15 protein-coding genes are annotated in these 12745 nt (G+C 73.8%); 4 read left to right on the top strand and 11 right to left on the bottom strand.

From position 1 onward, the window contains the following. The first annotated feature begins 20 nt into the window (after window positions 1–20). Window positions 21–989, top strand: coding sequence for a 1,4-dihydroxy-2-naphthoyl-CoA synthase (locus DDP54_RS05010; RefSeq protein ID WP_109130815.1), 969 nt, complete (start codon window positions 21–23; stop codon window positions 987–989). A gap of 48 nt (window positions 990–1037) precedes the next feature. Here the strand turns inward: DDP54_RS05010 and DDP54_RS18355 are convergent, their stop codons facing one another. The 3 genes from DDP54_RS18355 to DDP54_RS05020 form a co-directional block, all read right to left on the bottom strand. Then, window positions 1038–1202, bottom strand: coding sequence for a hypothetical protein (locus DDP54_RS18355; RefSeq protein WP_197711318.1), 165 nt, complete (start codon window positions 1200–1202; stop codon window positions 1038–1040). Between the two features lie 127 nt (window positions 1203–1329). After that, window positions 1330–2451, bottom strand: a complete 1122-nt coding sequence (locus DDP54_RS05015) for a DUF3048 domain-containing protein (RefSeq protein ID WP_242448225.1) — start codon at window positions 2449–2451, stop codon at window positions 1330–1332. Continuing rightward, a complete protein-coding gene (locus DDP54_RS05020; RefSeq protein ID WP_109130816.1) occupies window positions 2403–3488 on the bottom strand; it encodes a DUF3048 domain-containing protein in 1086 nt (361 codons plus the stop codon). Before DDP54_RS05020 ends, DDP54_RS05015 begins: the two co-directional genes overlap by 49 nt. Before the next feature lie 142 nt (window positions 3489–3630). Here DDP54_RS05020 and menE point away from each other — a divergent pair, with 142 nt between their 5' ends. After that, window positions 3631–4752, top strand: a complete 1122-nt coding sequence (gene menE / locus DDP54_RS05025) for an o-succinylbenzoate--CoA ligase (RefSeq protein WP_277949598.1) — start codon at window positions 3631–3633, stop codon at window positions 4750–4752. Window positions 4753–4811: 59 nt separating this feature from the next. Continuing rightward, on the top strand, window positions 4812–5681 hold the full coding sequence (locus DDP54_RS05030; RefSeq protein WP_109130818.1) for a 1,4-dihydroxy-2-naphthoate polyprenyltransferase: 870 nt from the start codon (window positions 4812–4814) through the stop codon (window positions 5679–5681). 13 nt (window positions 5682–5694) lie between these two features. Here the strand turns inward: DDP54_RS05030 and DDP54_RS05035 are convergent, their stop codons facing one another. From DDP54_RS05035 to DDP54_RS05065, 7 genes are all read right to left on the bottom strand, one after another. Next, window positions 5695–5994, bottom strand: coding sequence for a DUF4229 domain-containing protein (locus tag DDP54_RS05035; RefSeq protein ID WP_109130819.1), 300 nt, complete (start codon window positions 5992–5994; stop codon window positions 5695–5697). A gap of 21 nt (window positions 5995–6015) precedes the next feature. After that, complete coding sequence (gene ccsB, locus DDP54_RS05040; protein WP_109130820.1) at window positions 6016–7086, bottom strand: c-type cytochrome biogenesis protein CcsB; 1071 nt, start codon at window positions 7084–7086, stop codon at window positions 6016–6018. Further along, on the bottom strand, window positions 7083–8846 hold the full coding sequence (locus DDP54_RS05045) for a cytochrome c biogenesis protein ResB (protein WP_109130821.1): 1764 nt from the start codon (window positions 8844–8846) through the stop codon (window positions 7083–7085). Before DDP54_RS05045 ends, ccsB begins: the two co-directional genes overlap by 4 nt. Continuing rightward, window positions 8846–9757: a cytochrome c biogenesis CcdA family protein gene (locus DDP54_RS05050; RefSeq protein ID WP_109130822.1), complete on the bottom strand. Its 912-nt coding sequence runs from the start codon at window positions 9755–9757 to the stop codon at window positions 8846–8848. The genes DDP54_RS05045 and DDP54_RS05050 overlap by 1 nt, the downstream gene beginning before the upstream one ends. Next, on the bottom strand, window positions 9754–10338 hold the full coding sequence (locus DDP54_RS05055) for a TlpA disulfide reductase family protein (RefSeq protein ID WP_242448436.1): 585 nt from the start codon (window positions 10336–10338) through the stop codon (window positions 9754–9756). Before DDP54_RS05055 ends, DDP54_RS05050 begins: the two co-directional genes overlap by 4 nt. 83 nt (window positions 10339–10421) lie before the next feature. Next, window positions 10422–11078 carry a histidine phosphatase family protein gene (locus tag DDP54_RS05060; protein WP_109130823.1) on the bottom strand — a complete coding sequence of 219 codons (657 nt, stop codon included), beginning with the start codon at window positions 11076–11078 and terminating at the stop codon, window positions 10422–10424. Window positions 11079–11134: 56 nt separating this feature from the next. Further along, on the bottom strand, window positions 11135–11629 hold the full coding sequence (locus tag DDP54_RS05065) for a MarR family transcriptional regulator (protein WP_109130824.1): 495 nt from the start codon (window positions 11627–11629) through the stop codon (window positions 11135–11137). A gap of 134 nt (window positions 11630–11763) precedes the next feature. Between DDP54_RS05065 and DDP54_RS05070 the strand changes: the two genes are divergently transcribed. Continuing rightward, complete coding sequence (locus tag DDP54_RS05070; RefSeq protein ID WP_109130825.1) at window positions 11764–12321, top strand: YceI family protein; 558 nt, start codon at window positions 11764–11766, stop codon at window positions 12319–12321. A gap of 63 nt (window positions 12322–12384) precedes the next feature. Here DDP54_RS05070 and DDP54_RS05075 read toward each other — a convergent pair whose 3' ends face one another. Beyond that, window positions 12385–12741 (bottom strand): glutaredoxin family protein, encoded by a 357-nt coding sequence (locus DDP54_RS05075; RefSeq protein WP_109130826.1) that lies wholly within the window; start codon window positions 12739–12741, stop codon window positions 12385–12387. Between the last annotated feature and the right edge of the window lie 4 nt (window positions 12742–12745).

Raw genomic sequence — 12745 nt, forward strand, 5'->3', positions numbered from 1 at the left:
GGTCCGCCTACGCTGGGTGGGTGAGTGAGATCCCCGCGCAGGTGTCCGAGACGTTCGACCCGAGCCGCTGGCGCACCGTCGCCGGGTTCGAGGACCTGACGGACATGACGTACCACCGAGGCGTCGCGCGAGGAGTGGCCGACGACGGTGCGCCGACCGAGCGTGACCTCCCCGTGGTGCGTGTCGCGTTCGACCGGCCCGAGGTCCGCAACGCGTTCCGCCCCCACACGGTCGACGAGCTCTACCGTGTGCTCGACCACGCGCGCATGAGCTCCGACGTGGGGACCGTGCTGCTCACCGGCAACGGTCCGAGCCCCAAGGACGGCGGCTGGGCGTTCTGCTCGGGCGGCGACCAGCGCATCCGCGCGCGCGACGGCTACCGGTACACCGGCGACCCTGACGCGCAGACCGCCGACGCGATCGACCCGGCCCGAGCCGGGCGCCTGCACATCCTCGAGGTGCAGCGGCTGATCCGGACGATGCCGAAGGTCGTCGTCGCGGTCGTCGGCGGCTGGGCCGCGGGCGGTGGGCACTCTCTGCACGTCGTGGCCGACCTCACGATCGCGTCGCGCCAGCATGCGCGCTTCATGCAGACCGACGCGAACGTCGGCTCGTTCGACGGTGGCTACGGCTCGGCGCTGCTCGCCCGCCAGGTCGGCCAGAAGCGCGCCCGCGAGATCTTCTTCCTCGCCCGCGAGTACTCCGCCGAGGACGCGCTCGCATGGGGCGCCGTGAATGACGTCGTCGACCACGCCGACCTCGAGGACGCCGCGCTCGAGTACGCGCGGATCATCGCGACGAAGTCCCCGCAGGCGATCCGGATGCTCAAGTTCGCGTTCAACCTGGCCGACGACGGCCTCGCCGGACAGCAGGTGTTCGCCGGAGAGGCCACGCGGCTCGCGTACCTCACGGACGAGGCGGTCGAGGGTCGCGACGCGTTCCTCGAGCACCGCGAGCCGGACTGGTCCGGGTTCCCGTACGCGTTCTGAGGTTCGCTCTGCCGCTGCTCGCTCAGTCCCCGTCCGGCCTGACGCGGCTCAGTGGCTCACGAACGCCCAGGCGAGCAGCGAGACGAGCTGGCTGACGACGTACGCGGCGCCGATGAGGAGCCCCATCAGCACCGCGCCGGCGCCGAGCACAGCCCCGATCGCGTGCACGCGCTCCTCGTGGTCCTCGCCGTGGTCGGACGTGATCGTGGTCATGGGACCACCCTGCGTCGGGCCGCGAGGATGCGGATCAGCCCGCGGGACCGACCTCGCCCAGCCGGGATCCCCCGCCGGGAGCAGCCGGGCCCACGCCCACCTCCACCCGGGGGCGGAGCGCGCAGGCTCAGCCCAGGGTCAGCGACCCGCTGCCGGCCGGCACGAGCTCGACCCAGGTGGTGCCCGGGGCGAGGGTCACGGGCGAGCCGTCGGCCGCGACGAGCCGCATCGGCGCGTCCTGCGCGTCCTTCTGCCACCGCGCGGCCAGCGTCTTGCCACCCGTCGCGACGACCGCGTCACCCGCGCCCACGAGCGAGTAGGTCGGGACCGGAGCCCCGCCCTGCGCACCGAAGCCGGTGTTCGGGTGGTCGGCCGTGATCGTCACGACGTTGGTCGCGGACAGACGCGCGCCGCTCGCCGCCATCGCGGGCGCCGACCCCTCGGAGCGCAGCCACGACGTCCCGTCCCAGGACCAGCTCGGGTTCGACGCCGTCGACAGGTGCAGCGACAGGGTCGTCGTCGGTGCTCCGCCGGCGACCGCCGATGCAGCCTCGAGGGTGCGGGCGAACACGAACTGCTCCCCGGGCGCGGCCTGGTGGTCGGCGTCGGCCTGACCCCAGAACGTCTGCGGCGAGCCGTAGACGTTGTGCGGCGCGGCGCGGGTCTTGATGCGGTAGAGCCCCGGCGCACCCGCGTCGTGGCTGATCGACTGCGCCCCGCTCGCCTGGACGAGCGCGAGGATCCCCGGCTGCCCGCCGGAGTACGCGATGAGTCCGTGCAACGGGGCCACGATCAGCGGGTCCATCGGGCGGACCGAGCGGATCGGACCGACCTCGGCGGGCACCTGCGAGTGGAAGACCGCGACGAACCGCGACACCTGGAACTCGACGATCGTCTCCCAGACCACGTCGGCCTGCTCCAGACCGGTCTGGGGGCGGGCCTGCGAGGTGTTCTCGATCTTGACCGCGAGGGCCGGGCGCTGGGCGACCTCGCCCTCGATCCCGGTCAGCGGCCAGGTCGGCGGGAGGACCGGCGCGGGGGGCACGGGCGCGGGCGCCGCAGCCTTCGCTGGGTCGACGGTCGGCGCGATCGTCACGGTGTCCGGCGTCGGCGGCGCCGTCGGGGCGGCCGACGTGCACGCGGTCAGCGCGAGCGCGCACAGCAGGCCGATGCCTGCGACGGTGGACCGCATCGCCGCGGTCAGCTCGCGCTCATCGAGCCGGAGCCGTTCGGCACGAGCTCGATCCACGTCGTGCCCGCGGCGAGCTTGATGTCGGTGCCGTCGGCGGCCGCGAGCGTGAGCGGCGCGTCGGTCGCGCTCTTGGTCCAGGTCGCGGCGATCGACTTGCCGCCGGTCGCGACCAGGGCCTCGCCCGAACCCACGAGCTTGGTCTCGGGGACTGGGTTGCCTGCCGGGTCGATCGTGCCGGAGTCCACGAGGGTGACCTTCAGGGCGATGACGTTCGTCGCGGCGAGACGCGCACCCGACACGGAGGTCGCGGGCGTGCCGAACTCCGAGCGGAGCCAGGTCGAATCGGCGGCGTTCCAGGACCAGCCGGGGTGCGAGCCGCCCGAGAGCTGGAGAGCGACCGTCGTGGCGGGGGCGCCGGAGAGCACTGCGGTGGCCTGGTCGGCCGTCCGCGCGAAGTGGAACTGCTCGGGCGGGGTGGCCTTGTGGCTGTCGTCCGCCTGGTTCCAGAACGTCGTGGGTGTGCCGAAGACATTATGTGGAGCTGCGCGGATCTTCGAGCGCGCGAACCCGGGGTCGCCGCGGTCCTGGCTGAGGATCTGCAAGCCCGCGGCCGGGAGCGCAGCGACATATTGGGCCTGACCACCCGAGAACGCGATGAGGCCGTGCAGCGGGGAGACGATCGCCGGGTCCATCGGGCGGACCGAACGGATCGGTCCGACCTCGGCGGGCACCTGCGAGTGGAAGATCGCGACGAACCGCGTGATGCCGCCCTCGACGACCTCCTCCCAGACCATGTCGGCCTGGTCGAGGCCCGTCTGCGGGCGGACCTCGGCGGGGTTCTCGATCTTGACCGCGAGCGCGGGGCGCACGACGACGTCGGCGGCGGCGACCCCGGTGAGCGGCCAGCGCGCCGGCACGACGGGCGTGGGCGCCGCCTGCTTCGCGGGGTCGACGCTCGGGGCGACGGTCACGGGCGGCACCGAGACGGCGGGGCCAGGGGTGCTCCCCCCGCCGCAGGCGCCGAGCGCGGCCGCGACAGCGACCGTGAGGAGCGCGACAGCGCGGGTCTGGCGCAAGGACACGGTCAAGGGCACAGCGGAACTCCTTCTCCCGGCACGGCGTCCGGATCGTCGCGCCACACTCTACGGTGCCGCCTACGCTGAGCCGGTGAGTCGTCCCGTCCGCGTCGTGCCGTCGCCTGAGCCGCACGGCGACGGGCCGCCGACGACCGACGTCCTGCTCGCCGCCCTCGCTGCAGCCCTGGACGGCGACGGGCCGGCGGTGCTGGCGACCCCCGCGCCCGGTGCTCCCGAGCCCGAGGCCGACGCGCGCGAGGTGCCCGACGACGTGGCGCTCGTCGTCCAGACGTCCGGATCGACAGGGGACGCGCGACAGGTGCTGCTGTCGGCGGCGGCCCTGCGCGCCTCCGCCGCGGCGACCGAGGCCCGGCTGGGCGGACCGGGACGCTGGCTGCTCGCGCTGCCGACCACGCACGTCGCGGGCCTGCAGGTGCTCGTCCGGTCGGTGCTCGCCGGGACCGTCCCCGTCGCCGTCCCGGCCGGTCCGTTCCGCGCCGACGCGTTCGCCGCGGCGAGCGGACGGCTCAAGCTCGGGGCGGGTCGCCGGTACACCTCGCTCGTGCCGACGCAGCTGCACCGCCTGCTGGGCTCGCCGGACGGCGTGGACGCGCTCCGAGCGTTCGACGCGGTCCTGCTCGGCGGCGCGGCGGCGGCCCCCTCGCTCGTCGCCGACGCCCGCGCGGCCGGGATCGCCGTCGTGACCACCTACGGCATGTCCGAGACCTGCGGGGGCTGCGTCTACGACGGCGTCCCGCTCGACGGCGTCCGCGTCGACCTCGAGCCCGACGGCCGGGTGCTGCTGACCGGTCCGGTCCTCGCGACCGGGTACCGCGGTCGGCCCGACCTCGACGCGCAGGTGTTCGTCCAGCGTGGCGGTGAGCGCTGGCTGCGGACGACCGACGTCGGAGCCCTGGCCACCGACGGGGTCCTGACGGTCCTCGGCCGGCTCGACGACGTGATCGTCACGGGCGGCGCCAAGGTGGCACCGGCCGCCGTCGAACGCGTGCTCGGCGAGCTGGCCGGTGTCGCCGAGGCGTGCGTCGTCGGTCTGCCCGACGAGGAGTGGGGGCACGCCGTCACGGCCGTGCTCGTGCTGCGCCCGGGTGCACCGATGCCGGACCTGGCCGCGGTGCGGGCTACCGTCGAGAGCAGCCTCGGTCGCTCGGCAGCCCCGCGCCACGTCGTGGTGGTCGACGCGCTGCCGCTGCGGGGCCCCGGCAAGGTCGATCGTCGCGCCGCCGCCGACGTGGCCCGGCGGCTCGTCCGACCCGTGCCCTGAACCGTCCGACCGCACGCCCCAGCCAGCCCGCTCGCCCGCTCCCGACTGACAGGAACACCATGGCCACGACCTCCGAGTGGATCGCAGGTGCCCGACCCCGCACCCTGCCCGCCGCCGCGGCCCCCGTGCTGGTCGGGACCGGCGCGGCCGCTCAGCTCGGCGCCGCTAACCCCGGCCGGGCCCTGCTCGCGCTCGGCGTCGCGCTCGCGCTGCAGATCGGCGTCAACCTCGCCAACGACTACTCCGACGGGGTCCGCGGCACCGACCTCGACCGCGTCGGCCCGATGCGTCTGACGGCGTCCGGCGCGGCGCGCCCCGAGCACGTCAAGTGGGCGGCGTTCGCGTCGTTCGGCGTCGGCGCGCTGCTAGGCCTCGCGCTCGTGGCGCTGTCCGGGCAGTGGTGGCTCATCGCCGTCGGCGCCGCGTCGATCGCCGCCGCCTGGTACTACACCGGCGGCCGCCGGCCGTACGGGTACCGCGGGCTCGGCGAGGTCGGCGTCTTCGTGTTCTTCGGGCTCGTCGCGGTGCTCGGGACGACCTACACCCAGGCCGGCCGGATCTCGTGGGTGGCCGTGACCGGGGCCGTCGCGATCGGGCTCCTGGCGTGCGCCCTGCTCATGGTCAACAACCTGCGCGATGTCCCCACCGACGTCCTCGCAGGCAAGCGCACGCTCGCGGTGCGGCTCGGCGAACACAGGTCCCGGCGCGTGTACGCGGCGCTGCTCTGGGTGCCGATCGTGCTGGGTCTCGGCTGCGCGCTCGTCGCGCCGTGGTCGATCCTCGTCGTCCTGCTCGGGTTCCCGGCCGGACTTCTCACGGTGACGGTGCTGGCGGGCGCCCGCGGGCGTCTGCTGGTCCCGGTGCTTGCGGGCACCGGCATGCTCGAGCTGGCGTTCGGGGTGCTGCTCGGGCTCGGGCTCGCGCTGTAGCGGGCGACCGGACCTACGGCTCGTCGCGCTCGACCGGCTCCGGTGCGGCGTCCTGGGCGGCGTCCTCGACCTGGGCGTCCTCGCTCTGACCGACCGAGAGACCCTTGCGAGCCTTGCGGGCCTCGGCGCGGTCGGCGAGGTAGCGGGCCGCGGCGTCGCGGGGTCCGTCGAGCATCGTGTACGACAGGCCCCAGGCGGCGAACACCGAGATCAGCGCGGCGAACCACCACTCCATGCCGGCCCAGAAGTGCATGAGCAACGTGAGCGCAGCGAACAGGCCGAGGCGCAGGGCCGAGTAGATGATGAGAGGCACGCGATCAGCCTAGGTCCCCTGTCACAGCCCCGAGTACGAGTGCTTGCCGGTGACGAACAGGTTGATGACCGTGAAGTTGGCCAGGACGACCGCGTAGCCGACGAACACGAAGTACGCGGCCCGACGTCCGCTCCACCCCCGCGTCGTGCGCGCGTGCAGGTACGCGGCGTAGACGACCCACGCGATGAAGGTGCCGACCTCCTTGGGGTCCCAGCCCCAGTACCGGCCCCACGCGTGCTCGGCCCAGATGGCCCCGCCGATGAGCGTGAACGTCCACAGGACGAAGCCGATCGAGTTGAGCCTGAACGACAGCGCCTCGAGCTCGCGCGCTGACGGCACCGAGCGCAGCCACTCCCACGCGGGCCCGGTCACGCGCCAGCGCTGGAGGCTCGCGCGCACAGGTTCGAATCGCTGCCACGGGGCGTCGAGCCGGCTGCGTCCCGCCTCGCGGGCGTCCTTGAGCACCTGGAGCACCGCCGCGGCGAACGCCACGGTGAACACGCCCGTCGCCGAGATCGCGACCCCCACGTGCAGCACGAGCCAGTAGCTCTGCAGCGCGGGCTGCACGGCGTCGGCCTGCACGTAGAACACGAGCAGCGCGAGCGCGAGGGCCAGCACCGCGATGCCGTGCACGACGACGCCGAGGAACGGGATGTAGCGCCGGCGCTGCACGACGGCGAGCACGGTGACGGCCACGAACGCGCCGACGAGCGTGAACTCGTACATGTTGGCGGTCGGCCAGCGGCCCGCGGCGATCCCGCGCGCCACGATCCCGGCGAGCAGCAGGAGCACCCCGAGGTACGTCGTCGACCGCGAGATGCCCTCGGCGCGCCGCGACCCGCCCGCAGCCGGCGCGCCACCCGTCTGCGCAGCACCCGTCTGCGCGGCACCCGTCTGCGCGGCACCCGCCTGCGCAGCGGACGACGCCCCGGCGCCGACCTCGGCCAGTGCGCGCTCCCCCACCGGCAGCCGGGACGCGCGGGACGCTGCCTCGGCGATCCGGGCCAGGTCGGCGGTGTACGCGAGGAAGCCGATCGTGAACGCGGTCATCGCGCCCCAGACGAGCAGCGTGCTGATGTCCCCGACGGTCATGACTGGGCCTCTTCCTGGTCGTGGGGGTCGAGTGCTGCGCGCGGGTGCGCGTCACGGTCGTGGTCGGTGTCCGGCGCTGTGTCCGGGCGGGATTCCGGTGGGGTGTCCGGCGAATCGGCGTCGTCGCGCACGTCGAGCCGCTCCGGGAGCGCGGCGAGCACCCGGTCGATCTCGGTGGGCAGCGCGATGTCGTCCCCGCGAGCGAGCGCCGCGGCGGTGACCAGGGTGCGGCGCGGGTCGGCGGGGTCCGGGGTCGCACGGACCCACACGCGTCGCCGCGGGGTGAACAGCGACGTCGCAAGGCCCGCGAGCGCGGCGAGCGCGAACGCCAGGACGAACGCGAGCGCCGGGTCGTAGCGCAGGTCGAGGGCGACGAAACGCGGCAGGGCGCGGAACTCGAGCGTGCCCAGCCCGTCCGGCAGCGCGACCGTCTCGCCGGGACGGATGCGGAGCGTGACCGGTGTGCCGTCGGCCTCGACGGACTGCGTCATGCGGGCGTCGTCGAGCGTGTAGACGTTCTGCGGGACGCCGGTGTCGAGCCCGAGGTTGCCCGACCAGACGGCCAGCACGAGGACGGGGTCGGTCGGTTCGGGGTCGACCGAGCGCCAGATCGACGGTGAGACCTGCTGGGCGGTGGGCAGGAGCGAGCCGACGAGCCCGATCTGCGCCTGCCCGCCCGACACGTCGGGCACCTTGATGACGCCGTTCGACGTGTAGACGGTGTCCTGCGGCAGGAACGGCACGGCTCCCGAGAACGCGACCTTGCCCGCGGCGTCCCGCACGACGACGTCGGGCGCATACCCGTTGCCCTGCAGGTACACCTTCGCGCCGCCCGCGGTGAGCGGGTGATTGACCTGGATCGTCGTCGCGCGCGGAGCCTGGCCGGGCTCGGCGAGCGTGACCTCGGCGAGGAACGCCCGCGACTGCAGCGTGCGCGGGTCGAACCGCGACGTGAACCGGTCGAGGCCGAGCGTGAACGGCACGAGGGAGGCGGGGTCGAACGCGGACCCGGCCTCGAACGTGTCGTAGTCCGTCTGGGCGTTGGCGAACCCGTGCCCCTCGACGAGGATCGTCTGCCCGCGGTAGTGCAGCAGCTGGCCGGTCGCGACGGACACGAGCAGCCCGACGAGCGCGAGGTGGAACACGAGGTTGCCGGTCTCGCGCAGGTAGCCGCGCTCGGCGGAGACGCTCCACGTGCCGTGGCCGTCGTCGCGGACGTCCGTGCGGAACCGCGGGAGCCTGCGGTAGCGGCCGTGCAGGGCGCCCGCCGCGGCACGCACGACGACCTCGGGCGTCGCGCCCGACGCCGCGCTCCCCTGCGCGGGGAACCGGTCGAAGCGCCGCGGGGTCCGGGGCGGGGCCGCCCGGAGCGCACGCAGGTGGGACCGGGTGCGCGGCAGGATGCAGCCGACGAGCGAGACGAACAGCAGCAGGTAGATCGCCGAGAACCAGATCGACGTGTAGACGTCGAACATCCCGACCCGGTCGAGCAGCGGACCCAGGGTGGGATGGTCGAGGAGGTACTGCGCGACCTTCTCGGGGAACTGGGGACGCTGCGGGAACACCGAGCCCGGCACCGCGGCGACGGCGAGCAGCATGAGGAGGAGCAGCGCGACCCGCATGCTCGACAGCTGCCGCCAGGCCCATCGCAGCCAGCCGGCCGCCCCGAGCTGCGGCAGGACCGGGGTGTCGCCCGCGAACGCGTCGTCGATGCCCTCGGGCGTGTACCGCTGCTGGTCGCTCGTCCCCGTCGCGCTCATCAGACCACCGGGACGAACACGCCGGAGGTGGTGAGCAGGCCCTGCAGCCACTGCGCCCAGGTGCCCCAGAGCCCGCTGACGAGCGCGAGCCCGAGCACGACCAGGAGTCCGCCGCCCGCGCGCATCACCGCCAGCCGGTGCCGGCGCAGCAGGGCCAGGGCGCGCGCGCTGCGGGCCGTGCCGAACGCGATGAGCAGGAAGGGCAGACCGAGCCCCAGGCAGAACGCGACCGACAGCACCGCGCCGCGCACCGCCGAGCCGCCGTCGAGCGACAGCGCGGTGATCGCGACGAGCGTCGGACCGATGCACGGGGTCCACCCCAGGCCGAACACGAGCCCGAGCAGCGGCGCCCCCCACAGCCCGGCGCGCGGGCTGAGGTGCACGCGGCGGTCCTGCTGGAGGAACGGGACGAGGCCCATGAACGCCAGCCCCATGAGCACGACGACGACACCGAGGATGCGGGTCAGCGGATCCTGCCAGTCCTTGAGCACCCCGCCGACCGAGCCCGCGAGCACTCCGAGCAGCACGAAGACGACCGTGAACCCCGCGACGAACAGCCCCACGCCTGCCAGGAGCCTGGTCCGGCCGACGTCGGTCGACGACTGAACGGCCGCCTTCGGACGCGGCGCCCGCACGGTCGGCACGCCACCGGGCACGGCATCGGCCGACGCAGCATCGGTCGGCACGGCATCGGCCGACGCGACACCGGTCGACGGTTCGGCGTCACGTCGACGCGATCCGGCGAGCGTCGCACCCGACATGCCGCCGAGGTAGCCGAGGTAGCCCGGGACGAGCGGGAGCACGCACGGCGAGGCGAACGCGACGAAGCCGGCGACGGCCGCGACCGGGACGGCCAGCAGCATCGAGCCGGAGAACGCGGCCTGCGCGAACGTCGTGCCGAGGTCGCTCATGGCGTGGCCGTCGCTCCCGCTGTCGCGCCGGCGGCCGGCGTGGCCGACTCGGCGAGGACGTCGTCGACGAGACCGCGCAGCGTCGAGGGGTCGGCGAGGCCGAGGATCCGGGCGGCGACGCGACCCTCGCGGTCGAGCACGACGGTCGTCGGCACGGCCTGGACCGGCACGGCTCCCTGCAGCGCCGCGATCGCGTGGCCGCCGGTGTCCGCGAGGCTCGGGTACGGGATCGAGAACGTGCGCTCGAACGCCTGCGCCGCGCCGACGTCGTCGGTCCCGTTGATCCCGAGGACGTGCACGCCGCTCGCGGCGTAGTCGTTCGCGAACGCCACGAGGTCGGGGGCCTCCGCGCGGCATGGCGGGCAGGCCGCGTACCAGCTGTTGAGCACGACGACGTCCCCGCGCCAGGTCGTCAGGTCCTGCGTCGTCCCGGCGAAGTCGGTCCCGGCCAGCGCGACCGGCTCGGACCGGTCGGCGACGGCCCACTTGCGGGTCGAGCCGTCACCCGACTGGTAGCCCTGGTTCGCGACTGCTGTCGCTGACGCCGCGGGGGTCCCGCTCGGCGCGCAGCCGGCAAGCAGGGCCGCACCCAGGGCGAGCACGACGAGACCCCCGGCCACGCGCGGAGCGCGGGTGACGCGGGGGGCGCCGGTCGCGCGAGGGTTCACGCGCCCGCCACCGTCGCCGCACCGTCGAGGAGCGCCGCGGCCGGCTCGGTGTACCCGAGCCCGACGAGCGTGTCGTCGTCGAAGTGCAGGCTCGTGACCGACGCGAGCGAGCACTGCCGGCGGCGCGGGTCGTGCCAGAGGTGCCGCTTCTCGGCGGCGAGCCGCGTGACCCAGATGGGCAGCTGGTGGCTCACGAGCAGCGCCTCGTGCCCGCGTGCGAGCTCGCGGGCCGCGTCGACGGCCGCGAGCACGCGGTCCGCCTGCTCGCGGTACGGCTCTCCCCACGACGGTCGGAACGGGTTGCGCAGCAGCGGCCAGTGCCGCATGTGCCGCAGCGACCCGTCGCCGACGCCGAACGTCAGGCCCTGGAACTGGTTCTCGGCCTCGATGAGGTTCGCGTCCGTGCCGATCGGGAGCCCGAACCTCGCGGCGATGGGCGCGGCGGTCTCCTGGGCGCGCTGCAGCGGTGAGGCGATGACGGCGGTGATGTCGTAGCGCGGCACCGGACCGTCCCCGGCGAGGTGGGCTGCGACCATCTCGGCCATCGCGATACCGCGCGGTGACAGGTGGTAGCCGGGCAGGCGGCCGTACAGCACGCCCTCGGGGTTGTGGACCTCACCGTGCCGGAGCAGGTGGATCGTCGTCGCGACCATGGGGACAGTCTCGCAAACCTGACTGTGTGCGTGGGACGTTCGTCCGGGTCAGCCGCTCAGCTCTCGCGCAACGCGTGCGCGACGATGCCCATCGCGGTGCCGAGCGCGCTCAGCTGGTCGTCGGTCAGGACGTCGATGAGGTGGGTGCGCACCGAGGTGACGTGCGACGGCGCCGCCTCGACGATGCGCTGGAGGCCGAGGTCCGTCATCGTGCAGTTGACGCCGCGCGCGTCGACCGCACAGGGGTTGCGCTGGACGAGGCCGGCGTCCTCCATGCGGCGGATCGTGTGCGTGAGCCGGCTCCGCGAGTGGGCGAGCTCGCCCGCCAGCTCGGACATCCGCAGCGTCCGGCCGGGGGCCTCGGACAGCCGCACGAGCACCTCGTACTCGGCGAGCGACAGGGCGGTGTCCTCGTCGAGCTCTCGCGCGAGGACGTCCATGAGCAGCGCGGTCCCGTCGCGGTAGGCACGCCAGTGGGTCTGCTGCTCGGGCGTGAGCCAGCGGACGTCGTCGGTGGTGCCTGGGGTGCGGGTCGAGGCGGTCTGGGTCATGGTGGGCTCCGGTCGGGACGAGTTGCGCTGGGGGGTTGCGCTCTGCGATCCACTGTAGTAGAAATGTCAACTACAGGCGATTGACGCTTCAACTTTCGCCGATTCAACTTTCTCACTCTCACACGAGGAGCATCATGAGCACCGCCACCGCACTCCCCACCGATCTGGTCGCCGGCACCTGGACCATCGACGCGTCGCACAGCGAGGCCGGTTTCTCGGTCCGCCACGCGGGCATCTCGAAGGTCCGCGGCTCCGTCGCGATCACCGAGGGCACCATCGTCGTCGGCGAGGACCTCACCGTCACGTCGGTCACCGCGACGCTCGACCCGTCGACCATCAGCACCGGCGACGCGGGCCGCGACGGCCACCTCAAGAGCGCCGACTTCTTCGACGTCGAGCAGTTCGCCACCTGGACGTTCGCCTCGACCTCCGTGACCGCCACGGGCAACGACTACGTCATCGTCGGCGACCTCACGATCCACGGCGTGACGAAGTCCATCGAGCTCGAGACCGAGTTCAACGGCACCGCCGTCGACCCGTACAACAACCTGCGCGCCGGCTTCTCGGCCAGCACGACGATCTCCCGCAAGGAGTTCGGCCTGACCTGGAACGCAGCGCTCGAGGCCGGCGGCGTCCTGGTCAGCGACAAGGTCGTCATCTCGATCGACATCGCGGCCATCAAGCAGGCCTGACACCCCTCGCACGACGCCGGGCGGGTCCTCTCAGGGGACCCGCCCGGCGTCTGTGCGTCCGGGCTAGGACGCCGCGCCGGACGGCCCGGAAGGCGCTGCGGACCCGGGAGCCCCTGCGGCAAGAGCTCGACGGAGCCGGGCCGCGTCGATGCGCCAGTAGCCCTGCCGGATCCCGTCGACCTCGACGACCGGCACGAGCTCGGAGTACTCGTCGAACACCGACCGACCGCTCGGCAGGGCCGGCACGTCGGGGGCGTCGACGTCGATCTCGGTCCAGGCCTCCCCCGTCTCGGCGCAGACCTCGGCGACGAGCGCGCGCGCCTCGGTGCACAGGTGGCAGCCGGCGCGCCCGAAAAGGACGACCCGGGCAGGATGTCCCGGCGCTCCGGCGGGTGCGGGGACAGGATCGGTGGTCGACACGGCA

The sequence above is a fragment of the Cellulomonas sp. WB94 genome, assembly GCF_003115775.1.
Lineage (GTDB): Bacteria > Actinomycetota > Actinomycetes > Actinomycetales > Cellulomonadaceae > Cellulomonas_A.

Bases quoted from the DNA above. Each gene is read 5' to 3' on its own strand.
- DDP54_RS05070 (WP_109130825.1), top strand. From the start codon at position 11,764: ATGAGCACCGCCACCGCACTCCCCACCGATCTGGTCGCCGGCACCTGG.
- DDP54_RS05050 (WP_109130822.1), bottom strand. From the start codon at position 9,757: ATGAGCGACCTCGGCACGACGTTCGCGCAGGCCGCGTTCTCCGGCTCG.
- DDP54_RS18355 (WP_197711318.1), bottom strand. From the start codon at position 1,202: ATGACCACGATCACGTCCGACCACGGCGAGGACCACGAGGAGCGCGTG.
- DDP54_RS05060 (WP_109130823.1), bottom strand. From the start codon at position 11,078: ATGGTCGCGACGACGATCCACCTGCTCCGGCACGGTGAGGTCCACAAC.
- DDP54_RS05045 (WP_109130821.1), bottom strand. From the start codon at position 8,846: ATGAGCGCGACGGGGACGAGCGACCAGCAGCGGTACACGCCCGAGGGC.
- DDP54_RS05030 (WP_109130818.1), top strand. From the start codon at position 4,812: ATGGCCACGACCTCCGAGTGGATCGCAGGTGCCCGACCCCGCACCCTG.
- DDP54_RS05065 (WP_109130824.1), bottom strand. From the start codon at position 11,629: ATGACCCAGACCGCCTCGACCCGCACCCCAGGCACCACCGACGACGTC.
- ccsB (WP_109130820.1), bottom strand. From the start codon at position 7,086: ATGACCGTCGGGGACATCAGCACGCTGCTCGTCTGGGGCGCGATGACC.